This window comes from Stenotrophomonas sp. TWI273, assembly GCF_039674765.1.
GTDB lineage: Bacteria > Pseudomonadota > Gammaproteobacteria > Xanthomonadales > Xanthomonadaceae > Stenotrophomonas.
Window position 1 is genome coordinate 16,079 of the sequence record NZ_JBDJOA010000018.1, and the last position, 26,376, is coordinate 42,454.

General features: G+C 66.9%; 26 protein-coding genes. 14 read left to right on the forward strand and 12 right to left on the reverse strand.

The annotated features are described in order from the left end of the window. The first annotated feature begins 161 nt into the window (after positions 1–161). From ABE571_RS16525 to ABE571_RS16545, 5 genes are all read left to right on the forward strand, one after another. The gene (locus ABE571_RS16525) at positions 162–1,568 is read left to right on the forward strand and encodes an amidohydrolase (RefSeq protein WP_346494182.1); all 1,407 of its coding nucleotides are present in this window, start codon (positions 162–164) and stop codon (positions 1,566–1,568) included. A gap of 14 nt (positions 1,569–1,582) precedes the next feature. Beyond that, positions 1,583–2,845: an amidohydrolase family protein gene (locus ABE571_RS16530; RefSeq protein ID WP_346483182.1), complete on the forward strand. Its 1,263-nt coding sequence runs from the start codon at positions 1,583–1,585 to the stop codon at positions 2,843–2,845. A gap of 73 nt (positions 2,846–2,918) precedes the next feature. Continuing rightward, positions 2,919–3,551, forward strand: coding sequence for a DsbA family protein (locus ABE571_RS16535; protein WP_346483183.1), 633 nt, complete (start codon positions 2,919–2,921; stop codon positions 3,549–3,551). Between the two features lie 89 nt (positions 3,552–3,640). Continuing rightward, positions 3,641–4,585, forward strand: a complete 945-nt coding sequence (locus tag ABE571_RS16540) for a DegV family protein (RefSeq protein WP_313219619.1) — start codon at positions 3,641–3,643, stop codon at positions 4,583–4,585. A gap of 112 nt (positions 4,586–4,697) precedes the next feature. Continuing rightward, positions 4,698–5,036 (forward strand): hypothetical protein, encoded by a 339-nt coding sequence (locus tag ABE571_RS16545; protein ID WP_346483168.1) that lies wholly within the window; start codon positions 4,698–4,700, stop codon positions 5,034–5,036. On the opposite strand, the gene ABE571_RS16550 is transcribed toward ABE571_RS16545, so the two are convergent. From ABE571_RS16550 to ABE571_RS16565, 4 genes are all read right to left on the reverse strand, one after another. Continuing rightward, a complete protein-coding gene (locus tag ABE571_RS16550) occupies positions 5,009–6,511 on the reverse strand; it encodes an efflux transporter outer membrane subunit (RefSeq protein ID WP_346481994.1) in 1,503 nt (500 codons plus the stop codon). The genes ABE571_RS16545 and ABE571_RS16550 overlap by 28 nt on opposite strands. Next, on the reverse strand, positions 6,511–7,566 hold the full coding sequence (locus ABE571_RS16555; protein WP_346483169.1) for an HlyD family secretion protein: 1,056 nt from the start codon (positions 7,564–7,566) through the stop codon (positions 6,511–6,513). The genes ABE571_RS16550 and ABE571_RS16555 overlap by 1 nt, the downstream gene beginning before the upstream one ends. A gap of 17 nt (positions 7,567–7,583) precedes the next feature. Next, positions 7,584–9,125: an MFS transporter gene (locus ABE571_RS16560; RefSeq protein ID WP_346494184.1), complete on the reverse strand. Its 1,542-nt coding sequence runs from the start codon at positions 9,123–9,125 to the stop codon at positions 7,584–7,586. 180 nt (positions 9,126–9,305) lie between these two features. Continuing rightward, positions 9,306–10,220, reverse strand: a complete 915-nt coding sequence (locus ABE571_RS16565) for a LysR family transcriptional regulator (RefSeq protein WP_121039741.1) — start codon at positions 10,218–10,220, stop codon at positions 9,306–9,308. 148 nt (positions 10,221–10,368) lie between these two features. Between ABE571_RS16565 and ABE571_RS16570 the strand changes: the two genes are divergently transcribed. Beyond that, positions 10,369–10,815 (forward strand): universal stress protein, encoded by a 447-nt coding sequence (locus ABE571_RS16570; protein ID WP_346464302.1) that lies wholly within the window; start codon positions 10,369–10,371, stop codon positions 10,813–10,815. A gap of 70 nt (positions 10,816–10,885) precedes the next feature. Here the strand turns inward: ABE571_RS16570 and ABE571_RS16575 are convergent, their stop codons facing one another. Continuing rightward, positions 10,886–12,307 (reverse strand): diguanylate cyclase, encoded by a 1,422-nt coding sequence (locus ABE571_RS16575; RefSeq protein WP_346494185.1) that lies wholly within the window; start codon positions 12,305–12,307, stop codon positions 10,886–10,888. A gap of 115 nt (positions 12,308–12,422) precedes the next feature. Continuing rightward, the gene (locus ABE571_RS16580; RefSeq protein WP_346494187.1) at positions 12,423–13,328 is read right to left on the reverse strand and encodes a LysR family transcriptional regulator; all 906 of its coding nucleotides are present in this window, start codon (positions 13,326–13,328) and stop codon (positions 12,423–12,425) included. Between the two features lie 121 nt (positions 13,329–13,449). Here ABE571_RS16580 and ABE571_RS16585 point away from each other — a divergent pair, with 121 nt between their 5' ends. Both ABE571_RS16585 and ABE571_RS16590 read left to right on the forward strand, forming a co-directional pair. Next, positions 13,450–14,319 carry a pirin family protein gene (locus tag ABE571_RS16585; protein ID WP_319623436.1) on the forward strand — a complete coding sequence of 290 codons (870 nt, stop codon included), beginning with the start codon at positions 13,450–13,452 and terminating at the stop codon, positions 14,317–14,319. 121 nt (positions 14,320–14,440) lie between these two features. After that, positions 14,441–15,079 (forward strand): hydrolase, encoded by a 639-nt coding sequence (locus ABE571_RS16590; RefSeq protein ID WP_346494189.1) that lies wholly within the window; start codon positions 14,441–14,443, stop codon positions 15,077–15,079. Between the two features lie 42 nt (positions 15,080–15,121). Here ABE571_RS16590 and fghA read toward each other — a convergent pair whose 3' ends face one another. The 5 genes from fghA to ABE571_RS16615 form a co-directional block, all read right to left on the reverse strand. Further along, positions 15,122–15,952 (reverse strand): S-formylglutathione hydrolase, encoded by an 831-nt coding sequence (fghA, locus tag ABE571_RS16595; RefSeq protein ID WP_346494191.1) that lies wholly within the window; start codon positions 15,950–15,952, stop codon positions 15,122–15,124. A gap of 48 nt (positions 15,953–16,000) precedes the next feature. Then, entirely contained in the window at positions 16,001–17,110 is a 1,110-nt protein-coding gene (locus ABE571_RS16600) for an S-(hydroxymethyl)glutathione dehydrogenase/class III alcohol dehydrogenase (RefSeq protein WP_346481992.1), read from the reverse strand. Between the two features lie 55 nt (positions 17,111–17,165). After that, complete coding sequence (locus ABE571_RS16605; RefSeq protein WP_019183747.1) at positions 17,166–17,441, reverse strand: metal/formaldehyde-sensitive transcriptional repressor; 276 nt, start codon at positions 17,439–17,441, stop codon at positions 17,166–17,168. An 89-nt stretch (positions 17,442–17,530) separates the two neighbouring features. Beyond that, positions 17,531–17,908, reverse strand: a complete 378-nt coding sequence (locus ABE571_RS16610) for a hypothetical protein (RefSeq protein ID WP_346481991.1) — start codon at positions 17,906–17,908, stop codon at positions 17,531–17,533. A gap of 141 nt (positions 17,909–18,049) precedes the next feature. Next, a complete protein-coding gene (locus ABE571_RS16615) occupies positions 18,050–18,934 on the reverse strand; it encodes a LysR family transcriptional regulator (RefSeq protein ID WP_346494193.1) in 885 nt (294 codons plus the stop codon). 106 nt (positions 18,935–19,040) lie between these two features. On the opposite strand from ABE571_RS16615, the gene ABE571_RS16620 reads away from it, so the two are divergent. From ABE571_RS16620 to ABE571_RS16630, 3 genes are all read left to right on the forward strand, one after another. Further along, positions 19,041–20,099 (forward strand): NAD(P)-dependent alcohol dehydrogenase, encoded by a 1,059-nt coding sequence (locus tag ABE571_RS16620; protein WP_346494195.1) that lies wholly within the window; start codon positions 19,041–19,043, stop codon positions 20,097–20,099. A gap of 404 nt (positions 20,100–20,503) precedes the next feature. Beyond that, positions 20,504–21,481, forward strand: coding sequence for an RHS repeat-associated core domain-containing protein (locus tag ABE571_RS16625; protein WP_346494197.1), 978 nt, complete (start codon positions 20,504–20,506; stop codon positions 21,479–21,481). Positions 21,482–21,499: 18 nt separating this feature from the next. Next, a complete protein-coding gene (locus ABE571_RS16630) occupies positions 21,500–21,862 on the forward strand; it encodes a hypothetical protein (RefSeq protein ID WP_313209116.1) in 363 nt (120 codons plus the stop codon). Positions 21,863–22,099: 237 nt separating this feature from the next. Here ABE571_RS16630 and ABE571_RS16635 read toward each other — a convergent pair whose 3' ends face one another. Then, positions 22,100–23,464 carry a glutamate--cysteine ligase gene (locus ABE571_RS16635; protein ID WP_346494199.1) on the reverse strand — a complete coding sequence of 455 codons (1,365 nt, stop codon included), beginning with the start codon at positions 23,462–23,464 and terminating at the stop codon, positions 22,100–22,102. Between the two features lie 207 nt (positions 23,465–23,671). Here ABE571_RS16635 and ABE571_RS16640 point away from each other — a divergent pair, with 207 nt between their 5' ends. The 3 genes from ABE571_RS16640 to ABE571_RS16650 all read left to right on the forward strand — a co-directional run bounded on the left by ABE571_RS16640 (position 23,672) and on the right by ABE571_RS16650 (position 26,281). Continuing rightward, positions 23,672–24,370, forward strand: a complete 699-nt coding sequence (locus ABE571_RS16640) for a VIT family protein (protein ID WP_346494201.1) — start codon at positions 23,672–23,674, stop codon at positions 24,368–24,370. 45 nt (positions 24,371–24,415) lie between these two features. Beyond that, positions 24,416–25,207 carry a helix-turn-helix transcriptional regulator gene (locus ABE571_RS16645; protein ID WP_346482003.1) on the forward strand — a complete coding sequence of 264 codons (792 nt, stop codon included), beginning with the start codon at positions 24,416–24,418 and terminating at the stop codon, positions 25,205–25,207. A 96-nt stretch (positions 25,208–25,303) separates the two neighbouring features. Then, positions 25,304–26,281, forward strand: coding sequence for an MBL fold metallo-hydrolase (locus ABE571_RS16650; RefSeq protein WP_346494203.1), 978 nt, complete (start codon positions 25,304–25,306; stop codon positions 26,279–26,281). The last annotated feature ends 95 nt before the right edge of the window (positions 26,282–26,376 follow it).

Below are 26,376 nucleotides of genomic sequence, written 5' to 3' on the forward strand. Positions count from 1 at the left end.
CGCCGCTTTGAGCCTACCCGAAAAATTCATGAAAAGTTCACAATTGTTTCTCATATCAGTGCTAGGTCTCATTTGCTAAAACTATGCAGAAGGTCACTTGGCAAACGACCCGCGTCCCGGATAGCGTCGAAGAATTGTGTCCATGCGGCTTGGGGAGAACCATGCAGAAGTTGTTGAGCGTCGGCGTTGGCCTGGCGTTGATGTCGATCGTGTCCGCGCCGGCGCCCGCCGCGTCGCGCTTCCTCCAGGATCCCTACCCCAGTACCTATGCGCCGATCGCCTCGGCCCCGGTGTTGATCAGCAATGCCACCGTGCTCACCGGCACCGGCGTGCGCCTGGACAACGCCGATGTGCTGCTGCGCGACGGCCGCATCGCGGCGGTGGGTACCGGCCTCACAGCCCCGGCCGATGCGGTGCGTGTCGATGGCCAGGGCAAGTGGGTGACCCCTGGCATCATCGATGTGCACTCACACCTGGGCGTGTATCCCAGCCCGGGCGTGAGTGCGCACAGCGACGGCAACGAGATGACCGCACCGGTCACCGCCAATGTCTGGGCCGAGCACTCGGTGTGGCCGCAGGATCCCGGCTTTGCTGCGGCACTGGCCGGCGGCGTGACCTCGATGCAGGTACTGCCCGGCTCGGCCAACCTGGTCGGCGGCCGCGGCGTGACCTTGAAGAACGTACCCGCGACGACCTACCAGTCCATGAAGTTCCCCGGCGCACCGTGGGGCCTGAAGATGGCCTGCGGCGAAAACCCCAAGCGCGTCTACGGTGGCAAGGGCACCGCCCCGGGCACGCGCATGGGCAATGTCGCCGGTTACCGCGCAGCCTTCATCGATGCCAGCGAGTACATCGCCAAGAACACCCCGAAACCGCCGAAAAAGAAGCGCTGGTTCAGCGGTGACGACAAGGGCGACAGTGCCGGCGACAGCGGCGGCAAGCGCGACCTCAAGCTGGATACGCTGGCCGGCGCGATCCAGGGCGACATCCGCGTGCACATCCACTGCTACCGCGCCGATGAGATGGCCACGATGCTGGATCTCTCCAAGGAGTTCGGCTTCAAGATCGCCGCCTTCCATCACGCGGTGGAGGCCTACAAGCTGGCCGACCGGCTCGCCGAGGAAGGCGTGTGCGGTGCGCTGTGGGCCGACTGGTGGGGCTTCAAGATGGAAGCCTTCGATGGCATCCAGGAGAACATCGCCCTGGTCGACCGCCCCGCCAACAGCTGCGCGATCGTGCACTCGGATTCGCCCGAGGGGATTCAGCGATTGAACCAGGAGGCGGCCAAGGTGATCGCCAACGCACGTCGTGCCGGCATCGAGATCGCCCCGGAGCGGGCCATGATGTGGCTGACCTCCAACGCAGCGCGCTCGCTCGGCGTGGAGACGCAGACCGGCAGCCTGGAGGCCGGCAAGATGGGCGATGTGGTGGTGTGGAACGGCAGTCCTTTCAGCTCCTATGCGCTGGCCGAGAAAGTCTACGTGGATGGCCACCAGGTCTATGACCGCCAGGACGTGAGGCGGCAGCCGCTGTCGGACTTCATGCTCGGCCAGGAGGCACGCCCATGAGCCGCCGCGTCCCGATGCGCCTGCTGCCACGCGCACTGCTGTTGCTTGCGGGTACCTGCGTGGCGACATCCGTGTTCGCGCAGGATCTGCTGATCCGCAATGCCACCGTGCATACCGCCGCCGCGCGCGGCAGCCTGGAGCACAGCGACGTGCTGGTCCAGGGCGGCGTGATCCGCGCCGTCGGTCCGGGCCTGTCGGCGCCGGCCGGCGTGGCCGTGGTCGAGGCGGCGGGCAAGCCACTGACCCCGGCGCTGTTCGGCGGCATCACCGATATCGGCATCGAAGAAGTCTCCGGCGAGTCAGCCACGGTGGACAGCACGCTGAAACTGGACGACCAGCCGCTGCGTCCGGAATTCGATGTCACCCTGGCCTTCAATCCGGATTCGGTGCTGATCCCGGTCGCGCGGCTGGATGGCATCGGCTTCACGCTGCTCGGGGCGAACACCGGCGGCGGCTTCATCGCCGGCCAGGGCGGCGTGATGCGGCTGGACGGCAGCGCTGACGCGGTCGGCCCGCAGGCGCTGTTCATCCGCCTCGGCGCGTCCGGTGCGGAGCTGACCGGCACCTCGCGTGCCGCCCAGTGGATGCTGCTGGAACAGATGGTCAGCGAGGCACGTGGGCGCGTGCCGGCGGACTCTCCGCATGCGCTGCTGACACCGGCCGGGCGCGCCACGCTGGGGCGCTACCTCGCCGGCCAGGGGCGGATCGTGGTGCAGGTCGACCGCGCCGCCGACATCCGCCAGCTGCTGCGCTGGGCCGCCCGTGAGAAGGTCAAGATCGCCATCGCCGGCGGTGCCGAGGCGTGGCGCCTGGCCCCGCAGCTGGCCCAGGCCGGCGTGCCGGTGTTCGTGGATGGGCTGGGCAACCTGCCGAGCAGCTTCGACCAGCTCGGTGCGACCCTGCAGAACGCCGCGCGACTGAAGGCGGCCGGCGTGCCGGTCAGCTTCGCCCAGCGCGACGATGCCTCGCACAACGCGCGCAAGATGCGCCAGCTGGCCGGCAATGCCGTCGCCAACGGGTTGCCCTGGGATGATGGCCTGGCGGGCCTGACCCGGGTGCCGGCCCAGGCGCTGGGCGTCGGCGACCGGCTTGGCACCATCGAGCCGGGCAAGCTGGCCGATCTGGTGCTGTGGGAAGGCGATCCGCTGGATGTCGGGCATTACGCCGAGCAGGTCTGGCTGGGCGGTCGCGCGATGCCGATGCGGTCGCGCCAGACCGAGCTGCGCGACCGCTACCAGGCGCCGGCGTCGAGCGAACCGCGCGCATACTCGCGCTGAGTCCCTGCACAGGGCCGCTGCCTGCGGCGGCCCTGCGTTCGGCGGCACTACCGTCCCGCAACGTGAGCATCCGATCATGGCCCTGCGCTGGTATTTCGATTTCGTCTCACCGTTCGCCTACCTGCACTGGCAGCAGCTCAAGGCCCTGCCGCAGTTCAAGAGCATTGTGCCGGTGCCGATCGCCTTCGGCGCGGTGCTGCACCACCTGGGCAATCTGGGCCCTGCCGAGATCCCCGCCAAACGACTGTTCACCTATCGGCAGGCGCTGTGGCAGGCCCGCAGCGCCGGGGTGACACTGCGTTTTCCACCGGGCCACCCATTCAATCCGCTGGCCGCCCTGCGCCTGTGCCTGTCCGCCGGGGCCACCCACGAGACGGTCGACCTCCTGTTCAACTGGATCTGGCGCGACGGCCACGCCGGCGACAGTGCGGCCGCGCTCGCCCTGCCCAGCGCGATGCTGGACATCGCCGATGTCGCCGCGGCGATCGGCGCACCGTCGGTCAAAGAGGAACTGCGGCGCAACACGGATGCCGCGCTGGCCGCGGGGGTGTTCGGCGTGCCGACGCTGGCGATCGGCAGCGAACTGTTCTGGGGCAACGACGCCCACCCGCTGATGCAGGCGGTGCTGGCCGACCCGCGCCTGCTTGAGCAGGGGGAGTGGGCCCGGATCAAGGATCTGCCGGTGGCGGTGGAACGCAGCCGCTGAGCCCGGGCCGGCTCCCCGGTCAGGCAAGGCGAGCCGTTTTGAGATAGCGTTCACGTTTCCGAACCTACAACCTGCCGGAGGGGCACAGGATGCGCATCGGAATCGTGGTCGACTCTGCGTGCGATCTGCCGCAGGATTTCATTGAACAACACAACATCGTGCTGCTGCCGATCACCGTCCGCATTGGCGAGGCCGTGCTGGCCGACCATCGCGACGAACAGGCGACACTGAGCTTTCTGCATGCCCATGTGGCCGAGCACGGCGCCGAGGCGGAGACCATTCCGTTCAGCGTCAACCAGATCCGGGACCTGTTCCTGGGCAAGCTGGTGATCGACTACGACCATGTGTTCTGCATGACGATCACCAAGACCCGCAGCCCGATCCACGACAACGCGATGCAGGCGAGCTTCGCGATCCTCAACGACTACAAGCCGGTACGGCAGGCGGCAGGGTTCAACTCACCGTTCGCGCTGCGCGTGCTCGATACCCAGAACCTGTTCGCCGCACAGGGCGTGACCGCGGTGGAAGCGGTGCGCCTGCGCGACAGTGGCGCGAGCGTGCAGCAGATCCGCGAGCGGCTGGAGCTGCTGGCCAACAACGTGCACGGCTACATGATCACCCGCGATCTGTACTACATGCGCGCCCGTGCACGCCATAAGGGCGACCGCAGCGTGGGCCTGATCAGCGCCGCGCTGGGCAGCGCGCTGGACATCAAGCCGGTGCTGCATGGCTACCGCGGCGAGACCGGGCCGGTGGCCAAGATCAAGGGCTTCGACAATGCGGTGAAGAAGCTGTTCGATTTCGTCGGCCAGCGGGTCAAGGGCGGCCTGATGACGCCAACCGTGTGCATCAGCTACGGCGGCGAGCTGGCCGACCTGCAGGCCCTGCCCGGCTACGCCATGTTGCGTGAGACCTGCCAGGCGCATGGCGTGGATGTGTTCGAGGCGGTGATGAGCCTGACCGGCATGGTCAACGTGGGCAAGGGCGCGGTGACGATCGGGTTTGCCGACGGCCCCCACACCTTCAACGGCTGACCGCACTGGTCAGCATCGCCGCGGCCATGCCACGATCCGGGCACGGCCGCGGGTTCTGCACGCGGATTGCACCGCGTCTCTGCCAGCCTTGCCGCATTCAATGGAGGTAACCATGCCAGTAACTTATGACATCAGCCTGCCGGACCCGGCCAAGGCGCGCGGCAACGATCCGGACCTGTCCTTCCACGCCCAGGGCGCGGCAGGGTTGGCCGAAGAACTTCAGAATGCCCTGCGCACCCCGGTGCTGTTCGACCGCTGGCGCGCCAAACAGGACGATCCCGACGCGGTCGACCCGCAGTGGGGCGCGACCGATCCGGCCGCCACCGTGACCGGCGCGCAGGATGATCTGCGCATCAACCTCTGCGCCACCACCAGCATCGACAGCGACGTGTTCAAGCAGCGCCTGCGCATGCTGGCCGGCAGTCACTGGGAACTGCGCAACGTGCGTTGAGCCATGTTGCCCGGCCCGCTGGCAGCCGACGCGCTGCCAGCGCGGGTCACGCCTACCCCCACATCGCGCCAGCCGCCACCCAGCGCGCGATACAGATCCACCCGTGCGATCGCAGCCGCCGCCTGGCTGTCAGCCAGCGCTGCCTGGTTGTCCAGCGCGATGCGCTGGGTGGTCAGCACGTCGAGCATATCGATCACCCCGGCCTGGTACTGACGACGCGCAGCCATCAAGGCACGATCACTTTCCTCCACCGCCACCTGCAGCGCCTGCCCGCGTCGCTGCTCCGCGCTGTACCCGTCTATCGCATCGTCCACGTCGTGCCACGCCTGCAGCACCGTCTTCTGGAACTGCAGCGCAGCTTGGCGTTCCTGCAGCCGGCTGAGAGCGAGGTTCGCTTTCAACCTGCCGCCCTGGAAGATCGGCAGACTGATCGCCGGACCGATGCTGAAACGATGGGCGTTCCAGCCGTCCAGGTCGTCGAGCTGTTTGGCCTGGAAGCCGGCATCGCCATTGAGGGTGATGCGCGGCAGGAAGTTGGCCTTGGCCACACCGATGCCAGCCGTCGCCGCATGCAGGGCCGCTTCGGCGCGGCGGATGTCCGGGCGGCGCTCGACCAGGTCGCTGGGTAGCCCGGCCGCCATGCCGGGCAACGCCGGCCAATCGCGCCGCGCGTTTTCCAGCTGTGCGTCCAGCGCCTGCGGGGAGCGCGCCAGCAACAGGGCCAGCGCATTGCGCAGGTGCGATTGCCGATGCTGCAGCGGTGCCACCCGCGCCTCCAGCGCTGCCACCTGCGCGGCCGCACTGGCCACCTGCAAGGTGGTCGCTACGCCCTGCTGCTGGCGGGAAAGGGTCAGCCGCTGCACGTCGCGCGCGATGTGCAGGTTGTCCTCGGTGATCGCCAGCAACTGACGCGTCGCGCGCAGCTGCAGATAGGTACCGGCGGCTTCGGCCATCACCGCGGTCTGCACCGCGTGCCAGTCTTCGTTGGCGATCTGCACGCGGGCATCGGCGATCTCCACCTGGCGGCGCACACGGCCCCAGAGATCCAGCTCCCAGCTCAGGCCGATACCGGCCTGGAACAGCCCATAGTCCTCCCGTCCGGCATTGCCGGACGGATCGTTCAAACCCACTTCGCTGTTGCGCGCACGGGTGGCGCCGACCGTCGCGCCGACGGCCGGGACGCGGTCGGCGGCGCTGCTCCGGCGCAGCGCGCGGCTCTGCGCGACGCGGTTGGCCGCCAGCTGCACATCCAGATTGGCGCGCATGGCCTGGCTCGCCAGCGCCACCAGCAGCGGATCCTCGAAGCCGTTCCACCACGCCGCGTCATCAGCGAAGGCCGCCGAGGTGATCACGCCACCCTCCCACTGCGCGGGCAGGCTTGCCTGGGGCCGCACGAAGTCCGGGCCGAGGGTGCAGGCCGCCAGTGCGGTGCACAGCGCGCTGCCTGCCATCAGGCGCACCGTCTGCCGGCGCATCATGCGCCCTCCCCCGGCAGCCCACGCCCGCCGCTGTCCAGATCCACGCGCGCCTCCACCGACATGCCGGCGCGCAGCTTGCCGGCCAGCGGCTGGCCTTCGTCGAGCACGATCTTCACGGGTATCCGCTGCACCACCTTGGTGAAGTTGCCGGTCGCGTTCTCCGGCGCGATCGCGGCGAAGGTCACCCCGGTTGCCGGGGCGATGCTGTCGATCCGGCCGTGCAGCGACTGGCCGGGGAACACATCCACCTGCACGTCTACGCGCTGTCCGGCGTGCATGCGCGTCATCTGCGTTTCCTGGAAGTTGGCGACGACGAATGCCTGCTGCAGCGGCACCACCGCGAGCACCGGCGTGCCCGGGGTAAGGTAAGCCCCCACGCGCACTGCGCGGCGGCCAACCATGCCATCGATGGGCGCGCGCAGCTCGGTATGCGACAGATCCAGTTCGGCACGGGCCTGTGCGGCGTCGGCCCGCTGCACGGCGGCCTGCGCGGACTGCACGCTGGCGGTCAGCAGCGCAGTGCGCTGGCGTGCATTGACCACGGCCGCGGTGCCCTGTTGCAGATGCGCACTGGCCACCGCCTGGCGCGACTGCGCCTGCTGTGCGTTCTGCACGGTGCCGGCACCGTCGCTGGCCAGCGCTTGATAGCGGCGTTGATCGGCCTGGGCGAGACTGAGCTCGGCGCGACTGACATCCACACTGGCCTGGGCCTGATCGATTACCGAACCCTGCTGCGCCAACGCGGCCTGCGCATTGGCCAGTTGCGCCCGTGCATTGGCGAGATCGGCACGCGCGGCCGCCAGCGCGACCTGATAGTCGCGATCATCGATGCGCGCGAGCACATCGCCGGCCTTGACCGTCTGGTTGTCCCGCACGCGGACCTCGCTGACGAAGCCAGCGATCTTCGGCGCGACCACGGTGAAGTCCGCGGTGACATAGGCGTTGTTGGTGGATTGATGGCGGCCATCGTGCAGCAGCCACCCGGCGCCGCCGGCGAGCAGCAGCAGGCCGGCAGCGATGACGAAGGGAACGGAGTTGCGATGCAGGGACACAGGGGAGTTCCTTGAATTCAAGCCACGGCACGTGGCGGATACATGCGTGTGGGCAGCCACGGAATCAGCGCGATCAGCGCCACCGCCACCCACGCGACGAGGAGATAGAGATCGGCCGAGGTCAGCGCCACGACCTGCGCATGCAGACGCGCGCCCAGCCCGGGTGCGGCGCCCGCGTCAAACCAGGGTGCGTTGCCGATCCGGTCGACCAGCGCGGTCGAGTGCAGATGGCTGCGCGCGGTGGTGACCGCCTCGAGCAGGCCACCGGCGAGGACCGCGGCGAAGCCTTTGACGGTGTTGAACCATGCTGAAGCGAAGGGGCCATCGGTCGGCGCCAGGCTGCCGGTGGCGAGCATCAGCAGCGGCAGCACCGCCATCGGCTGGGCGATGACCTGGATCACCTGCAGCCACACGAAGTTGTCGCGGTGCCAATCGGTGGTCAGCTGCGCGCCCAGGCCACAGGCCAACGCCAGCAGGCCCAGGCCGATCGCCTGCACCCAGCGGCTGTCCACCCGGCGCTGGTTGAGCAGGGTCGCTACCAGCGGCAGCGCGATCAGTTGCGGCAACGCGACCCACAGCAGCATCGGCGCGGTCTGCAGCGGCCGGTAGCCCTGCACCTTGGCCAGGAAGCTGGAGGGAATCATGATCACCGCCAGCAGCACGAACAGCACGCCACCGAGGGTGATCAGCGCGTAGCTCAGATTGCGGTTGGCCAGCAGCTGCAGCTTGAAGAACGGCAGCGGGTGCGACCATTCGTTGTAGAAGAACAGCGCCAACAGGCCAGTGCCACCGCCGAGCAGCAGGCAGATCAGCGGCGAGGCGAACCAGTCCAGGCGCGGCCCCTGCACCAGGCCGATGACCAGCATCACCAGCGCCGGGAACCCGAGCGCCAGGCCGACCCCGTTGAACTGCGCGAAACGCTCCAGCCGCAGCGGGTCCTGCGGCAGGCCCCATGCCACCATGCCCAGCGCGGCCACACACCACGGCACGATCTGCCAGAACGCCCAGTGCCACCCCACGTAGTCCACCCACAGCGCGGCCATCGGTGTGCCCAGGCTCGGCCCGAACGTGGCCGTCAGCGCATAGCCGGCCAGGCCGTACAACTTGATGCCCGGCGGCAGGAAGCGCAGCGCCACGCTCATCAGCAGCGGTGGCAGCGCGCCGCCCGCCAGCCCCTGCAGCGCGCGCAGGATCAGGAACGAGGGCAGATCCGGTGCGAACGGACACAGCACGCCCAGCACCATGAAGGCGCCGATCATCACCAGTGCGAAGCGACGCAGTGAGAAGGTCACCGCGCACCACGGCGCAAACGCCATCGCGCTGACCGACATCGCCGTGTACAGCGCGATGATCCAGCTGCCGTCATCGGCACTGAACCCCATCGCGCCCCGGATGTCGGCCAGCGCGACCTTGGTGACGTTTTCGTTGATACCCGAGATCAGCACAGCCAGCAGCACGCCGCACAGGCCCACGGCCAGACGCAGGCCGAACACCGCCTGCGCGGGCGGTGCAGCCGGCACGGCAGTTGCTGCCGGCAACGGGGCGGCAACAGCAGTCATCGAACACCCCCCGGGTACGGGGGATGCAGCGGGAACAACACGGACATGGGTCCACTCCACGACGGGGAGCGGCAGTCTAGGCAGCGCCGATGCTGCGAAAAATGCTGCGCCGGCCATCGCTGGCGTGCATCAGACGCACGCCTCACCGGTGACCGTGCAGGCGGCCGGGGTCGCAGTGCGTCAGGCCTGCGTGGACTCCGCGTCGCACATCGCCTTGATGCTGCGGCGCAGCCAGCGATGCGCCAGATCGCTGTCCAGGCGGGGATGCCATGCCTGCACGACAATCGCGCTGCGGACCGGAATCGGCAGCTCGAACAGGCGCAGCGGAACGCCGAGGCGTTCCAGCCGGCCCAGCATCACGCTGGGCATCTGCGGCAGGATCAGGTCCGAATCGGCCGCGGCGAAGATCGCCGAATGGAACGTCGGCATGATCTGCGCGACCCGCCGGGTCAGCCCCAGCGCTTCCAGGTCCTCATCGATCGGGCCATACCACCGGCCACGGCGCGATACGGCGATGTGGTCGAAGGCCACGAAGCGCTCGGCAGTGATCTCGCCGGCGAAGATCGGGTGGCCCTCGTGGGCGGCACCGAAGAACGAGGTACTGAACAGGTTCTGCACCTTGGTATCGGCGCTCAGCTTGCTGACAGCGCTGATGTGCAGATCGATCCGGCCCTGCGCCATCGCATCGTCGTCCCCATCGCCCTCGGGCACGAACCGCAGCACCGAGCACGGCGCCTGCGCCTTGAACAACTCGCGCATGCGGCCACCGTACGTGCCGACAAACACATCGTTGGCGCGGATGCTGAAGGTGCGCTCCAGCGTCAGCATGTCGACCTCGCGGCCGGCATTGAACACCAGGTGGGCCTGCTCGATCACCCCGCGCACCTGCTCACGCAGTTGCAGCGCGCGCGGGGTCGGGGCCAGGCCACGGCCGGCGCGGACCAGCACCGGATCGCCGATCGCCTCGCGGATGCGGCCCAGGGTACGGCTCATCGCCGGGGCACTGAGGTTCATCCGCCGCGCCGCGCCCACGACGCTGCCCTCCTCGATCAGGGCATCCAGGGCAATGAGCAGGTTCAGATCGGGCATGGTCACGGCAGTATCACCTTCAACGTGTGGCGGTGACTTTACTGCAATCCAAAACCGGTATTGATGCGCCCAACGCACGGCTCCTCTGCGGCGCACGGCATGGGTCCAGCGCCAACGGTGCGCGACCCTAGCGCCCCCTCTGCCGAGATTGCCGATGTTCACCAAGATCCTCGTCGCCCTGGATGGCGGCCCACAGCACGCCCAAGTACTGGACCTCGCCGGGTCGCTGGCCGGGCCTTCCACCCGGTTGCACCTGCTGTGCGTGCTGGACCCCGCCTTCGCGCTGGCCGACGACGCACCCCGTGCCGAGCACGCCGAGTATCCGGCCGCCGACGCCCAGGTCCACCAGGCCGAACAGCTGCTTGCCACCGCCCTGAACAGCCTGCGCGAGCGCGGTATCGACGGCATCGGCCACCACCCGGCCGGCGAGCCGGCGCAGGTGATCTGCGACCATGCCCGCCAGCACGGCTGTGACCTGATCGTCATTGGCCATCGCCACCTGTCGCGGCTGGAACGCCTGCTGGACCGCTCGGTCGGGCAATGGACAGTGGACCATGCGCCCTGCCCGGTGCTGGTGGAAGTGCGCGGTGGCGATGCCTGAGCGAACGCCGGCGTGCCGTCATCCATCGGCCGCGGCCGTGCCTTGGCCCGGCGGCGAACGGTGATCGCGCTCAGCCCGGTGCGCCGGCCGCTTCCACCCGATTGCGCCCGCCCCGCTTGGCGGCGTACAGCGCGGCATCCGCCGCCGCCAGCACCTCGGCAGGATCGGCGTCCAACACCCTCGGCACGGTCCCGACGCCGATGCTGATCGTCACCGGTCGTCCCGACTCAGCGGAAGGCAACTGCAGCTGCTCCACTGCACGGCGCATGCGCTCGGCGAGTGCAGGAGCGCCTGCCAGCGGCGTGGATGCCACCACCACGGCGAATTCCTCACCGCCATAACGGGCAACCAGATCCGTGCTGCGCACCGCGCACCCCGCCAACGTTGCAGCGACCAGGCGCAGGCATTGATCGCCGGCCGGGTGCCCGAAGCGGTCGTTGAACGCCTTGAAGCAGTCGATATCGACCATCAGCAACGCGATCCCCTGCCCGCTTCGCCGCGCCTGCTCCCACGCATCACGCAGGCTCTGGTCGAACTGGCGTCGGTTGGCCAGGCCGGTGAGGCTGTCGATCCGCGACAATGCATCGAGCTGGTCCTGCCGCGCGAACGAACGCATCTGCATCAACACACTGCGCAGGCCCGACCCCACGGTAGCCAATGCAAACCCGGCTACGGCCAGATAGGGATGCTCGCGCACCATCAATGCCGACACCACCATCAGCGACAGGGCCAGGATCAAGGGGCTCCCGGCGCGCACGGCCATCACCAGCGCGCGCGGCACACGCACTTCACTGCGTCGGGAAGGCCGCAGCGCCATGATCGCCAGCAACAGGAACGGGACATCGATCAGCAGATCGACCAGGCCGCCGTAGCTGCCCTCCGTCTCGACGTGGTTGATGTACGCGGCAACACCCAGGTACACCCAGGCGAACACGCACAACGTCCGGAAGAACACGCGCCGAGAGGGATCTTCGCTCGCCCGCCAGCGCAGCAGCGCAAAGCCAGCGATGAAAATGTTCTCCACATCGAACATCAGCCGCAGGGGTGCGATCCCGTCCTCGCCCGCATCGCTGAGCGTGGCGAAGGAGAACGTGTAGACGAAGAACAGGTAGCCGAGCAGCAGCGCGAGCAGCGCATCAATCAGGCTGAGGTACCACGGCTCATGCCGCGGATGGGCCATCGCGAAGGTGAGCGGCACGCCGTACAGCACGTACAGCAGCATGCTCAGCCCCGGCGTCGCATCGGCGTTGCCTCGGCCGACCTCCTGGTACAGGTTCAACGCCATGCCGGCCGCCCACAGCCCCATGCCCAGCGCCATCGCGACCCAGCCGACGATCGAGGCGCTGCGGCGGCCCCGCCACACACAGGCCAGCCCGGCCAGCAGGGGCGCCCCGATCAGGAACGCATAGGACACCGGCAGCGCATGCGCGGGCATCAGCACCAGCGCGATGCCATGGCACAGCAGGTACAGCACCGACAGCCAGACCACCATGCGGCTTTCCATTCCGATGCGGCGTTGCGACCAACATACAAGGTTGCCCGGCACCTGGGGATCAATTCATCCCGCGTTGACGGCGTGGGCGCGGCAGGGCGCCGGGCAGCGTCGGCTACTCTTCCTCGAGCTGCTGGAAACGTTCCGCCAGGAAATCGATCAGCGCGCGTACGGAGGGCAGCAGTCCGCGCCGTGAGGGGAATACCGCGTGGATGATCTCCCGCCGTGGCGCCCACGCGGGCAGCACGTGCACCAGCGTGCCAGCGGCAATCTGGTCGCACACCATCATCCGCGGCAGCTGCACCACGCCCACGCCCGCCACCGCGGCCGCGCGCAGGGTCAGCATGCCGCGGGTGACCAGGCGCGGCCGATGATGGATGTCCGCGCGCGTGCCGCCCGGGCCGAACAGATTCCAGACGTGCTCGTTCTGCGGCAGGCCCAGCTCCATGCTCGGCAACGCAGCGAGATCGGCCGGCACCTGCGGCAGGCCCAGCCGCGCGATCAACGCCGGGCTGGCGACCAGGCACTGGCTGCGCTCGGCCAGCACCCGCATCACCAGCTCGGTGTCCTGCAATGGCGGTGGCCGCACCCGGATCGCGATATCGATGCCCTCGGCAATCAGATCGACCCGGCGGTTGGTGGCATCCAGCTGTATCGCCACCCCCGGGCACTGCGCCAGGAAGGCCGCGATCATCTCGCCGACACGCGTGTCCAGCAGCGCGACCGGGCAGGCCACCCGGACGATGCCGCGCGGCTCGCTGCGGGTGAGTTCGATCGCTTCCTGGGCGGCTTCGGCTTCCACCAGCATCGCCTTGCAGTGCGCGTAGAACGTCTGGCCGACCTCGGTAACCGAGAAGTGCCGCGTCGAACGCTGGATCAAGCGCACCCCCAGCCGCTCCTCAAGCAGCGCCACCCGGCGGCTGAGTTTCGACTTGGGCACCCCCAGCGCCCGCCCCGCCGGCGCGAAACCGCCGTGATCGACCACCTGGGCGAAATAGTAGAGGTCATTGAGATCCTGCACGGCCGCCTCCGGCGTTCACCAAATAGGACTATGAGGATAAATTCTGCTGACTACCGGCGCCAGCGTCCTGAATCCACCATCTCTTCCATCAGACACGGGCCTGCCCCCGGAGGAGTACGACATGAAGAAGATTCTCGGCATCTACAGCGCCCCCAAGGCGCACTGGGTGGGCGACGGCTTCCCGGCCCGGACCCTGTTCTCCTATTCCAGCCACGGCCAGCAGGTCAGCCCCTTCCTGCTGCTGGACTATGCCGGCCCGATGAAGTTCACCCCCGCTGCGCAGCCACGCGGCGTTGGCCAGCATCCTCACCGCGGCTTCGAGACGGTGACCATCGTCTATGAGGGCGAAGTGGAGCATCGCGATTCCACCGGCGCGGGCGGCACCATCGGCCCGGGCGACGTGCAGTGGATGACCGCCGCGTCCGGCATCCTGCATGAAGAGTTCCACTCCCACGCCTTCACCCGCACCGGCGGCACGCTGGAGATGGTGCAGCTCTGGGTGAATCTTCCGGCCAAGGACAAGATGGCCGCGCCCGGCTACCAGACCCTGCTGAACGCGCAGATTCCGTCGGTGCCGTTGCCGGACCAGGCGGGCCGCGTGCGCGTGATCGCCGGTGAGTTCGACGGCCAGCGTGGCCCCGCGCGCACCTTCACGCCGATGGATGTGTGGGACCTGCGGCTGCTCCAGGGCCATAGCGCCCACCTGCCGGTGCCCGAGGGGCGCCATGTCGCCCTGGTCGTGCTGCGCGGCAGCGTGCAGGTCAATGGCAGCCAGGCCGTGCACGAGGCGCAGCTGGTGATGCTCGATCGCGATGGCAGCGCCCTGCAGATCGAGGCCAACAGCGATGCCACGGTGCTGGTGCTCAGTGGCGAACCGATCGATGAGCCGATCGTGGGCTACGGGCCCTTCGTGATGAACAGCCAGGACGACATCAGCCAGGCCTTCGCCGATTTCAAGAGCGGCCGCTTCGGCCAGATCGCTCACGCGTAATTCCGGCGACGTGCTGGATTCGCAGCGCGATTGACGCATCCCCTGTCCTCCGTGGCGATGGTCGTTGCCATCGCCATACCCCGGCCGCCCAGCGGCCTCCCCATTCCCAGGAGTATTTCCCATGGCAAGCGAACCCATCCGTGATCCTGTCACCGATCACCTGCTGACCCCGCAGAACGCCGCCTTCATCATCATCGACTACCAGCCGGTGCAGGTGAACTCGATCGCCTCGATGGACCGGCAGTTGCTGGTCAACAACATCGTCGGCACCGCCAAGGCCGCCGTCGCCTACGGGCTGCCGATCGTGCATTCCACGGTCAATGTGCGCAGCGGCCTCAACAAACCGCCGATTCCGCAGCTGCGCAAGGTGCTGGCCGACCATCCCACCTACGACCGCACCACGATCAATTCGTGGGAAGACACCGCATTCCGCGAAGCGGTGCAGGCCACCGGGCGCCGCAAGCTGATCATGACTGCCCTGTGGACCGAAGCCTGTCTGACCTTCCCCGCCCTGGATGCCCTGAAGGAGGGCTATGAGGTGTACGTCGTGGTCGATGCCGTTGGCGGCACGTCCCTGGCCGCGCACGACGCGGGCCTGCGCCGCATAGAACAGGCCGGCGGCAGGATGATCAGCGTCCCGCAGCTGTTCTGTGAGCTGCAGCGTGATTGGCAGCGCCAGGACACGGTGCCGGCGTTCATGGATCTTTTCATCCAGACGGGCGGCACTGCCGGCATCCAGTTCTCCTACGATCGCCAATGAGCGACGCAACGGCCACGCTTCCGCGTGGCCGTTGGGCGGGCATCAACCGTGCAGCGCCTTGGCGTGATGCGCGATGTGCTCGCCGATGAAGCTGCTGATGAAGTAATAGCTGTGGTCGTAACCGGGCTGCAGGCGCAGCGTCAGCGGATGACCGGCCGCCGTGCAGGCCGCCTGCAACCATTGCGGCTGCAGCTGGGTGTCGAGGAACTCATCACCACCGCCCTGGTCCACCAGCAACGGCAGGCGCTCGGCCGCGGTGGCGAGCAGCTCGCTGGCATCCCACGCTGCCCAACTGGCACGGTCCTCACCCAGATACGCGGTGAACGCCTTCTGGCCCCACGGCACGCGGGTCGGCGCGACGATCGGCGAAAACGCCGAGACGCTCCTGTAGCGACCCGGATTCTTCAACGCGATCACCAGCGCGCCATGGCCCCCCATCGAGTGGCCACTGATACCGCGCGCGCCCGTCGTCGGGAAGTGCGCCTCGATCAACGCCGGCAGCTCCTCCACTACGTAGTCGTACATGCGGTAATGCGGCGCCCACGGCTGCTCGGTGGCGTTCAAATAGAAACCCGCCCCCTTGCCCAGGTCGTAGCCCTCGGCGTCGGCGACGTCATCGCCGCGCGGGCTGGTGTCCGGCGCGACCAGGATCACGCCATGCTCGGCGGCGTAACGCTGCGCGCCGGCCTTGGTGATGAAGTTCTGTTCGTTGCAGGTCAGCCCGCTGAGCCAGTACAGCACCGGCAGCTTCTGCGTGGCGGCCTGCGGCGGCAGATACACGGCGACATTCATCTCGCACCCCAGCACCTGCGAGGTGTGGCGGTACACGTCCTGCCAACCGCCGGACGCGGCGCGATGTTCGATGCGTTCCATGGTGATTCTCCGTAGGGGCGGCGCGGACCACGCGCCGCCCGTAGTGGCTCAGAAATGCACGACCGAGCGGATCGACTTGCCTTCATGCATCAGATCGAACGCGTCGTTGATCTCGTCCAGGCCCATCGTGTGGGTCACGAACGGCGCCAGTTCAATGTCGCCCTTCATGGCGTCTTCGACCATGCCCGGCAGCTGGCTGCGGCCCTTCACGCCACCGAAGGCGGTGCCCTTCCACGAGCGGCCGGTGACCAGCTGGAACGGACGGGTCGAGATTTCCTGGCCCGAGCCGGCTACACCGATCACCACCGACTGGCCCCAGCCACGGTGTGCGCATTCCAGCGCCGCACGCATCACGTTGACGTTGCCGATGCACTCGAAGGTATGGTCCACGCCCCAGGTGGTCATCTCCACGATCACCTGCTGGATCGGCTTGTCATGATCCTTGGGATTGATGCAGTCGGTCGCGCCGAACTGCTTGGCCAACTCGAACTTGGAGGGGTTGGTATCGATCGCGAAGATGCGGCCGGCCTTGGCCTGGCGCGCACCCTGGATGACCGCCAGGCCGATGCCGCCCAGCCCGAACACCGCGACCGAATCGCCTTCCTGCACCTTGGCGGTGTTGTGCACCGCACCGATGCCGGTGGTGACGCCGCAGCCGAGCAGACACACGTGTTCCGGGTTGGCCTCCGGGTTGATCTTGGCCAGCGACACTTCAGCCACCACGGTGTACTCGCTGAAGGTGGAGCAGCCCATGTAGTGGTAGATCGGCTCGCCGTTGTAGCTGAAGCGGGTGGTGCCATCGGGCATCACGCCCTTGCCCTGGGTGGCGCGCACGGCCACGCACAGGTTGGTCTTGCCCGAGGTACAGAACAGGCACTCGCCGCACTCGGCGGTGTACAGCGGAATCACGTGGTCGCCCGGCTTGACGCTGGTGACGCCCTCGCCCACTTCGACCACGATGCCCGCGCCTTCATGGCCGAGTACGGCCGGGAACAGGCCTTCCGGATCATCACCGGACAGGGTGAACGCATCGGTGTGGCAGACGCCGGTGTGGGTGATCTTGACCAGCACTTCGCCCTTCTGCGGCGGAGCGACGTCGATCTCGACGATCTTCAGCGGTTCGCCAGCGGCGAAGGCAACAGCGGCACGGGATTTCATGGGGAGCACTCCAAGGCAGGGAACAGAATGTGGCAGCACGCGGTCACCCGCGCACTCATTTGAGGTAGGACCGGATCAGCATGCTCATCTCGCGCACGCGCTCGTCGCGCTGCGCATCGGATTGGGCCGGCTGCCCGAATTCTTCGCGCAGATGCGCTTCCATCACTTCGGACATCAGCCCGTTGACGGCACCGCGGATCGCGGCGATCTGCTGCAGCACCGGCCCGCACTCGGCGCCGGCTTCCAGCGCGCGGTCCAGCGCATCGCACTGACCACGGATCCGACGGACCCGGGCGAGAACGCGCTTTTTTTCCTGCGGGGAATGAGGCATCGGGGCAAGGCCAGTTAACTATACTGGGGGTGAGTATACAGCATCCGCAAAACCAACCCTTTCGGCAGTAGGTTCTGCGCCAGGACTGATCAGGGCTGATGGTCCGAGAGTCGGCGGCGGCGTGCCAGATGGATGCGGCCGGCAACCAACACCGCAAATGCCACTACCGCGGTCTGAACGAGCGGATCAGGCGAGATGCCCGGCTGGGGCCAGAACGCAAGCCAGCCTGCGAGCACAGCGAAGCTGACCAACGCCAACAACGCGAGCGTCTTTGAGACTCGGTTGGAGAATGGCAGGGCCAGCAATGGCGCCCCGACAAGCAGCAGTCCTGCACCGCCACACGCCAGTGCTGTGCGGCCCTGCGTAACATCTCCCGTCGTTGCGATCATCAGGATCAGCACCCCATACAGCGCAAGGGCGGCACCGCCGACCAGCGCCAGAATGTTCACGAATCGTCGGTTACGCATCCATTTCACCGTTGATGAGGACAGGGCGTGGAGCTGCACCACTCGAAGCCAGATACATCTCCTCCGATGCGAGGTGCACGCGCAGAATGCGGCATCTGCCTTTGAAGAGCGAGCATCCGGAGCATAGGTAAACCGCGGCCGTTACCCCCGCAGCAGATCAATGAACGCCCGCAGCGCGGACGACATCTGCCGCTGCCGCGGGTAATACACCGCAAAGCCGGCGAACGGCTCGCTCCAGTCTTCCAGCACCGCCACCAGCCGGCCGTCGTCCAGATACGGACGCGCAGAATCCTCCAGCACGTAGGCCAGCCCCAGCCCGTCCACCACCGCCTGCAGAATGGTGTTCTGGTCACCCAACGTGAGGCGCCCGGGCACGTCGATTTCCAGCGCCTGGCCATCGCGTTCGAACTGCCACTTGTAAAGATGGCCGCTGGCGAAGCGGAACCGCACACACTCATGGCGATGCAGATCACGGGGGTGCCGCGGTATCTCGCGCCCTGCCAGATATGCTGGCGCACCCACGATCAAGCCGCGCAGCGCCGGTCCCAGCGGCACCGCGACCATGTCTTCCGGGACCGATTCGTGCAGGCGCACACCGGCGTCGTAACCGCCGGCGACGATATCGACCAGACCGTCATCCTGGGCCAGCTCCAGGCGCACATCCGGGTGGGCTTGCAGAAAGCGCGCCAGCCGCGGGCCGAGCTGGGTCTGGACGGCGGCGCGCGTGGCGTTGATGCGCAACAGGCCAGCCGGTGCCGCACGGAAGTGGTTCATTTCTTCCAGTGCATCGTGCACCTGCCCAAGCGCGGGTTGCAGGCGCTCGAGCAGGCGCTGACCGGCTTCGGTGAGGGCCACGCTGCGGGTAGTGCGGTGGAACAGGCCCACGCCCAGGCGCTCTTCCAGCGCGCGGATCGCGTAACTGACCGCCGAGGTGGACAGCGCCAGCTCAGCCCCGGCCTTGCGGAAGCTGCGGTGGCGGGCCACGGCGGCGAAAGCAGCCAGATGGGTCAGGTTGTCAGTGGCCATGATTATCCAGTCTTACCTGATGAATCATGCCGATATCCTGACTGTCTGTGCACGGGATCTGGGCGTATTGTAAAGCGCCTTTCTACAAACCTGCCAAGGATTCCCCATGTCCCTCGCCCATGGTTATGCGGTGCACGACCAGACCGCGCCGCTGGTGCCGTTCTCCTTTGAACGCCGCCCGGCCGGTCCCGATGACGTGCGCATCGAGATTCTCTTCAGTGGCATCTGCCACTCCGATCTGCATCAGGCCCGTGACGACTGGGGTGGTTCCAAGTTCCCGATGGTGCCGGGCCACGAGATCATCGGCCGCGTGACCGAGGTCGGCGCCAACGTCACCACCTTCAAGGTCGGCGACTTCGCCGGCGTCGGCTGCATGGTCGATTCCTGCCGCCACTGCGCCGCCTGCGATGAAAACCTGGAGCAGTACTGCGAGAAGGGCGCGACCTTCACCTACAACAGCACCGAGCGCGAGAGCGGCCAGCCGACCTTTGGTGGTTACTCCGACCACATCGTGGTCGAGCAGCGCTTCGTGGTGAAGGTGTCCGAGACCCTCGACCTGAAGGCCGCCGCGCCGCTGCTGTGCGCTGGCATCACCACCTATTCGCCGCTGCGCCACTGGAAGGTCGGCCCCGGCCAGAAGGTCGGCGTGATCGGCCTGGGTGGCCTGGGCCACATGGGTGTGAAGTTCGCCAAGGCGATGGGCGCCACCGTGGTGATGATCACCACCACCCCGGAAAAGGGCGCTGATGCCAAGCGTCTGGGGGCCGATGAAGTGCTGGTCTCGCGCGATCCGGCGCAGATGAAGGCCCATGCGGGCAGCTTCGATTTCCTGCTCAACACCATCCCGGTCAGCCACGACACCAACCCGTACATGTCCCTGCTCAAGCGCGATGCCACGATGTGCCTGGTCGGCGTGCTGACCGAGCTGGATCCGCCGCTGATGGGCGCTTCGGTGATGTTCGGCCGCAAGCACATCACCGGCTCGGCGATCGGCGGCATGGCCGAAACGCAGGAAATGATGGACTTCTGCGCCGAGCACAACATCGTCAGCGATGTGGAAGTGATCGACATCAAGACCGTCAACGAAGCCTGGGAGCGCATGGCGAAGAACGATGTGCGCTACCGCTTCGTGATCGATATGGCCACGCTGGAAAAGGCGGCCTGATTCTTCCACAGGTTCAAGTGAAACATCCCGGGGACACCGCAATACTGTTCGTCTTAGAGGAGCAGTCTTGACACCGAACAGATGATGGGATTTGGAGATCTTCACCGTCCTCGGCGTAGTTGGCCGAGGACGGTGCCCCCAGGAGCGCCCCCTCTCCGATCGGAGCTGTGACACCTAGCTGCCGGTTGCCAAGATGCGATCTTCCCATTGTCATCTTCCGCTGACCCGTCGCCACTGGCCTCGCCACTGCTCCCTGGCCCGACTCCCTTGGCGTTTGGCGCTTCTCGCACGATCCGACCCGCCATGGCACCTTTGGCCTTGCTGAAGCAGTTCAGCCACAGGCCTCTCATTGCTGTGCTATCAATGGCACGCCTTGCTTCAAGGCTCTTTCAGGGATTGGAAGGATGCGCAGATTCGGTGGAAGTGCTGGCAGCACGTTTGCTCTCCGCAGAGAAGTGGAGAATTTCTTTCGGAAGCTGAGTGTCGTGGGCGCATGGCTCTGCTGTGTGCTACTGGTCAGCATGACCCTTGTGCCATCTGCACGCGCTCAGACCGTCACCTATATCCATACCGATGCACTCGGTTCGGTCGTTGCCGAATCTGATGCCAATGGCAACGTGATCAAACGCTACGACTATGAGCCCTATGGCGCTGTTGTGAGCGGACAGGTCACGGATGGACCGGGATATACGGGGCATGTGAGCGATGCGGCCACGGGGCTCAGCTACATGCAGCAGCGATACATGGATCCGCAGTTGGGCAGGTTCCTGTCGGTGGACCCTGTGACGGCGTATGACCAGCCGGTGGGGCAATTCAATCGATACCGATATGCGAACGGCAACCCATATCGCTTTACTGACCCAGATGGGCGTCAAGCGTTGGGAGCACCAAGGGATTTCTACAATCCTGTAACAGCTGAGCAAGCCCAGCAGATTCTCCCAGTGGTTGCCGACTTCACGCCGGTCCTGGGGGACGTCAAAGGTATCGTTGAGGCAATCCAAGCTCCAACACCTGCGAACATTGCCGGGGCGGCAATTGGTCTGATTCCATTGGCCGGTGACGCCGGAAAGGCAGTGTTGAAGCACGGTGACGAGGCCGCGCAACTAGGACGAAAGGTCGCCAGCCAGCAGAAGGCTTCTGGAACCATCTATGTCGATTCCAAGGGAAACGCGATCCCGACACCTCCAGGCGGAAGAATTGAAGGATCTCCAGATGGCCGCTTCGTTCAAGCGAAAGGCCCCGACGGCCAGCCTACTGGAGTGCGTATTGATGGAGGACATAAACCATCAACCCATCCCGATCCCCGAGCGCAGCAGCCGCATGGCCATGTGCCAGGTGTAACCAATGCCGATGGAACCCCTTGGCTTCCCGTAAAGCAATGAGTGAGGAGTGCGTGGAACATGGATAGCGAGGCAGAACTCATCCAGATGACGAGGCTTGTCAGAGAATTTGCACTCGGCGCTGTCAACGCCCAGAGCTTCATCGACACGTACTCTAATTTTTACTACTACGAGGCGTTGGACGGCCACGAGGTTTCAAGTGCAATACATGCGGAAGATAGGGTTCGGCTAGGTCCGGCTATCGAATTGCATCGCCGAATCCAGGAGGAAGTGGTGAACAGGATTTCGGTTGATCCGGAGTTTTCATTCGAAGCATTGAAGACGGCCGGGCGACTGACGGCCTCTGAAGCGCGGGAGCTCGCGCTCGAGATCTGTACAGACGTCGGAATTGAAGCTGTCTTGTCGGCGGTAAGGCCTGCCTGACTGGATGGCTGGGCCTGACGGCAGCAACATGATCTGGAACTGAAACGTCTGCCTGTCGTGGGGCCACGCAAAGAGCGTGCCGTTCTCCCGTAAGGCCTCGGGCGGACTCTGCCCTCCCCTGAGTTCGCAACGTCCAGGTGGCGTCGAAAATTCCCGACCTTGGTCGTAAGGTGTCACGTGGAAAAACGGCGCTCACCCGGACCGGGCGAGCGCCGTTCTTCCACGGTGGTTTTGCGATCAGTACGCAAATTCCTTGAACACTGGATCGATGTTGCCGCCCCACTCGCCATGGAACAGCGCCAGCTTGCGATCGGCCGGGGTCAATCCGGAATCGACGATCTCCTGCAGCACCTCCAGGAACTTGCTTTCGTCCTGACCATCGGCATTGCGCGCGGCGCGGCGCTTGAGGCCGGCCACGGCGATCTTCAACGCTTCGCGCGACAGATCCAGCACGGTGCCGTTGCGGAACGGCAGCTTCAGCCCATGCCGCGGCACGCCATCACGCAGGACATTGCGCTCGACCAGGCTGAAATCACGCACCAGGTCCCAGGCCGCATCCAATGCGGCATCGTCGTACAGCAGCCCCACCCAGAACGCGGGCAGCGCACACAGGCGGCTCCACGGGCCCGCATCGGCGCCGCGCATTTCCAGATACTTCTTCAGGCGCACTTCGGGGAAGGCGGTGGTCATGTGGTCCGACCAGTCGCGCAGCGTGGGCAGCTGGCCCGGCAGCACCGGCAGCTTGCCGACCATGAAATCGCGGAAGCTCTGGCCGCTGGCATCATGGTATTTGCCGTCGCGGTAAGAGAAGTACATCGGCACATCGAGCAGGTAATCCACGTAACGCTCGTAACCGAAGCCGTCTTCGAACACGAAGTCGAGCATGCCGGTGCGATCGTTGTCGGTGTCGGTCCAGATGTGCGAGCGGTAGCTCTGGTAGCCGTTCGGCGCGCCTTCGGTGAACGGCGAATCGGCAAACAGCGCGGTGGCGATCGGCTGCAGCGCCAGCGACACCCGGAACTTCTTCACCATGTCCGCTTCGGTGGCGTAGTCCAGGTTGACCTGCACCGTGCAGGTGCGGGTCATCATGTCCAGGCCGAGCGTGCCGACCTTGGGCATGTACTCGCGCATGATCTTGTAGCGGCCCTTGGGCATCCACGGCATTTCATCGCGGGCCCACTTCGGCTGGAAGCCCATGCCGAGGAAGCCCAGCTGCAGTTCGCCGGCGACCTGCGCCACTTCATTGAGATGGGTGCCGGTTTCCACGCAGGTCTGGTGGATGGTCTCCACCGCCGCGCCGGACAGTTCCAGCTGGCCGGCCGGCTCCAGCGTCACCGAGGCGTTGTCGCGCAGCAGCGCTATCGTGCGGCCCTCTTCCTGCACCGGATCCCAGCCGAAGCGGGTCAGGCCGTTGAGCAGCGCTTCGATGCCGCGGTCACCGTCGAAGGTGGGCGGGCGCAGGTCATCCAGGCGGAAGCCGAACTTCTCGTGCTCGGTGCCGATGCGCCACTGCGCCTGGGGCTTTTCGCCGGAGGCCAACGTGGCGACCAGTTCATTACGGTCGGTGATCGGCGTCTCGGCGACGTGGCTGGGGCTCGACAAGGGGAGGCTCGCAGAATTCTGGTCAGGGCGGGGATGTGGGGTTCACGCCCCCGCATCGCAAGGGCGCACTATATCGTGGCGTCCCCTGCCGTCGTGTCACCGTGACGGTTTTCAGCATCCTACTGGCATGGGCTTGACGCTGCGCCGGCCCCGCCGCGGCTGCGAGTCATTCCGCTGTTGGCCGCCGCCAGCCCCTACACTGATTCGATGAGCCGATCCCGACATCCGGAAGTACATCGCTCCGACCGTGTCGGCTGGCTGCGTGCCGCGGTGCTCGGCGCCAATGACGGCATTGTCTCGGTAGCCGGCCTGGTGGTCGGCATCGCGGCGAGCGGCGCCTCGGCCGCCACGATCCTGGCCACCGGCATCGCCGGGACCGTGGCCGGTGCGATGTCGATGGCGGCTGGCGAGTATGTTTCGGTGCAGTCGCAGGCCGATACCGAGATGGCCGACCTGGCGGTGGAAAAGCGCGAGCTGCACGAAGACCCGCACAGCGAGCTGGAAGAGCTGGCCGCGATCTACCGCCATCGCGGGCTGAGCCCCGACCTGGCGCATGAGGTGGCCACCCAGCTCACCGCGCACGACGCGCTGGGGGCACATGCCCGCGATGAGCTGGGCATCACCGAGGAGCTGCGGGCGCGCCCGATGCAGGCGGCCATGGCCTCCGCCGGCGCCTTCGTCAGTGGCGCCGCGTTGCCGGTGCTGACCGCCCTGCTCGCGCCGCATGCTGTCGTCGGCCAGGCCACCACCGTGGTGACGCTGCTGGGGCTGTGCCTGACCGGCACCCTGGCCGCCCATGCCGGCGGTGCCCCACGTCTGCGCGGTGCGGTGCGCGTCACCTTCTGGGGTGCGATCGCGATGGCCGCGGCCGCGCTGGTCGGCCGACTGTTCAACGTGGCGGGCTGAGCGGTGTCCGCGTCGATCGATGCGACCTCCTCGCTGCTGGCGACAATGGCCAGCCTGGCTGACTGCCAGCGCGCCGATGGCTACGCCTGCATCACCGCGCGCCGCGAGCATGGCGCCTCCTCCGTGGAGATTCCGCAGCCGCAGTTCGCGATCCTGCTGCAGGGGCGCAAGCAGGTGCGTACCGCGCAGCAATCGCTGGAATTCGCACCGGGCGATCTGTTCCTCATCACCCGGCGCTGCCGCATCGATGTGGTCAACATTCCCGATCCGCATAGCGGCCTCTATCTCAGTGCGATCGTGCCGATGTGTGCCGAGGCGCTCACTGCCGCCCGGGCGCTGTGGAACGAGCCGCTGCCGCAGGCCGGTGATGCACTGGCCAGGCTGCCACTGGTCGAGCATGCGGCGACCCTGCTGCAGTGGCGGCAGGCACTGGAACACGGCCAATACACCGAAGCACGCTTGGCCCTGGCATCGCTTGCCGTGGCGTTCTGCCGGCGCGGGCACGGCAGCCTGCTGGTTCCCCCCGAACCCAGCCTGGGGGAACGCATCCGCGATCTGATCGCTGCCCAGCCCGAGCGCGATTGGCAGTCACGCGATTTCGAAGCGCAGCTCGGCCTCAGCGGTGCCACGCTGCGGCGGCGCCTGGCCAGCGAGCACTCCAGCGTGCGCGAACTGATCACCGATGCGCGGCTCGCGCATGCCATGAGCCTGCTCTACACAACCCGGCTGCCGTTGAAGACCGTGGCCGCGCGCGTGGGCTACCGTTCGCTGGGCAGCTTCAACAAGCGCTTCGCCGAACGTTACGGGTTGGAACCGGCGGCGATAGGCAACAGCTGAGCGCGAGCGGATCGCGCGGCATTCTGAGCGGAACGCAGCCGACCAGGCGCGCAGCATGGAGGCACCGCGGCGCCGCCGCCCTGTCCGGAACCTGCCATGCCTTTCCCCCGCGTTCGCACGCTCGCCACCGCCGTGTTGCTGGCCGTTGTCGCCAGCTCCGCATGGGCCACCACCACGCACACCCCGCGCGAGCAGGTCCCCGGCGTCTATCACCAGACCATCGGCACGCTGCAGGTCACGGCGCTGTTCGACGGCACGGTCGCACTGGGCCGGCAGGAACTGGTCGGGATCGCCCCCGGGGCAGTCACCCGCCTGCTCGATCACCGCTATGTGCCCGAAGATGGCAAGGGCCTGCAGACGGCGGTCAATGCGTACCTGGTGCAGCAGGGCGATCACCTGACCCTGGTCGACACCGGCACCGCGCAGTGTTTCGGCCCCGGCCTCGGCCAGGTGCTGGGCAACCTGCGCAAGGCCGGCTACGACCCGGCCGAGGTGGATGAGGTGGTGCTGACCCACGCGCACCCGGATCACCTGTGCGGCCTGCTCGATGCGCAGGACAGGATTGCCTACCCGAATGCCACGGTGTGGCTGTCGGCGGCCGATGCCGCGTTCTGGCTGGATCCGGCCAGCGAGGCAACCGCGCCGCAGGGTGTGCGCTTTGCCTTCGCCTTGGCGCGCAAGGCGGTGGCGCCGTATGAAGCGGGCGGGAAACTGAAGCGCTTTGCACCTGGCGACACACTGCCGGCGGGCATCACCGCCTTGGACAGCCACGGTCATACGGTCGGCCACGTGTCTTACCGGATCGATGGCGGCGCCGGCCAGCAGCTGCTGGTATGGGGCGACATCGTCCACTTCCACGCGGTGCAGTTCGCGCAGCCTCAGGCGTCGTTTGAAGCGGACAGCGACCGCGTGACCGCGATCGCCAGCCGACGCCGGATGATGGCGCAGGCAGCCGATCAGGGCTGGTGGGTGGCCGGCGCGCACCTGCCGTTCCCAGGGCTGGGCCATGTCCGGCGCGAAGGAGAGGCGTTCGCCTGGGTGCCGGGCGAATTCTCGCCGTTACCGGCGAAATGAGGGGACACGACCGCGCCGTACACCGGGCGTCAGGCGCTTTCGGGTAGTGCCGGCCGCTGGCCGGCTCCCGATACATCTGATGGAAAGCGCAGCCG

Excerpts from the sequence above, each read along its gene's own strand:
- ABE571_RS16620 (WP_346494195.1), top strand. The coding sequence starts at position 19,041 with ATGTCCCTCGCCCATGGTTATGCGGTGCACGACCAGACCGCGCCGCTG.
- ABE571_RS16610 (WP_346481991.1), bottom strand. The coding sequence starts at position 17,908 with ATGCGTAACCGACGATTCGTGAACATTCTGGCGCTGGTCGGCGGTGCC.
- ABE571_RS16585 (WP_319623436.1), top strand. The coding sequence starts at position 13,450 with ATGAAGAAGATTCTCGGCATCTACAGCGCCCCCAAGGCGCACTGGGTG.
- ABE571_RS16650 (WP_346494203.1), top strand. The coding sequence starts at position 25,304 with ATGCCTTTCCCCCGCGTTCGCACGCTCGCCACCGCCGTGTTGCTGGCC.
- ABE571_RS16630 (WP_313209116.1), top strand. The coding sequence starts at position 21,500 with ATGGATAGCGAGGCAGAACTCATCCAGATGACGAGGCTTGTCAGAGAA.
- ABE571_RS16550 (WP_346481994.1), bottom strand. The coding sequence starts at position 6,511 with ATGCGCCGGCAGACGGTGCGCCTGATGGCAGGCAGCGCGCTGTGCACC.
- fghA (WP_346494191.1), bottom strand. The coding sequence starts at position 15,952 with ATGGAACGCATCGAACATCGCGCCGCGTCCGGCGGTTGGCAGGACGTG.
- ABE571_RS16645 (WP_346482003.1), top strand. The coding sequence starts at position 24,416 with ATGGCCAGCCTGGCTGACTGCCAGCGCGCCGATGGCTACGCCTGCATC.
- ABE571_RS16590 (WP_346494189.1), top strand. The coding sequence starts at position 14,441 with ATGGCAAGCGAACCCATCCGTGATCCTGTCACCGATCACCTGCTGACC.
- ABE571_RS16605 (WP_019183747.1), bottom strand. The coding sequence starts at position 17,441 with ATGCCTCATTCCCCGCAGGAAAAAAAGCGCGTTCTCGCCCGGGTCCGT.
- ABE571_RS16525 (WP_346494182.1), top strand. The coding sequence starts at position 162 with ATGCAGAAGTTGTTGAGCGTCGGCGTTGGCCTGGCGTTGATGTCGATC.
- ABE571_RS16530 (WP_346483182.1), top strand. The coding sequence starts at position 1,583 with ATGCGCCTGCTGCCACGCGCACTGCTGTTGCTTGCGGGTACCTGCGTG.
- ABE571_RS16615 (WP_346494193.1), bottom strand. The coding sequence starts at position 18,934 with ATGGCCACTGACAACCTGACCCATCTGGCTGCTTTCGCCGCCGTGGCC.
- ABE571_RS16570 (WP_346464302.1), top strand. The coding sequence starts at position 10,369 with ATGTTCACCAAGATCCTCGTCGCCCTGGATGGCGGCCCACAGCACGCC.
- ABE571_RS16625 (WP_346494197.1), top strand. The coding sequence starts at position 20,504 with ATGCGCAGATTCGGTGGAAGTGCTGGCAGCACGTTTGCTCTCCGCAGA.
- ABE571_RS16540 (WP_313219619.1), top strand. The coding sequence starts at position 3,641 with ATGCGCATCGGAATCGTGGTCGACTCTGCGTGCGATCTGCCGCAGGAT.
- ABE571_RS16600 (WP_346481992.1), bottom strand. The coding sequence starts at position 17,110 with ATGAAATCCCGTGCCGCTGTTGCCTTCGCCGCTGGCGAACCGCTGAAG.
- ABE571_RS16640 (WP_346494201.1), top strand. The coding sequence starts at position 23,672 with ATGAGCCGATCCCGACATCCGGAAGTACATCGCTCCGACCGTGTCGGC.
- ABE571_RS16545 (WP_346483168.1), top strand. The coding sequence starts at position 4,698 with ATGCCAGTAACTTATGACATCAGCCTGCCGGACCCGGCCAAGGCGCGC.
- ABE571_RS16575 (WP_346494185.1), bottom strand. The coding sequence starts at position 12,307 with ATGGTGGTCTGGCTGTCGGTGCTGTACCTGCTGTGCCATGGCATCGCG.
- ABE571_RS16560 (WP_346494184.1), bottom strand. The coding sequence starts at position 9,125 with ATGACTGCTGTTGCCGCCCCGTTGCCGGCAGCAACTGCCGTGCCGGCT.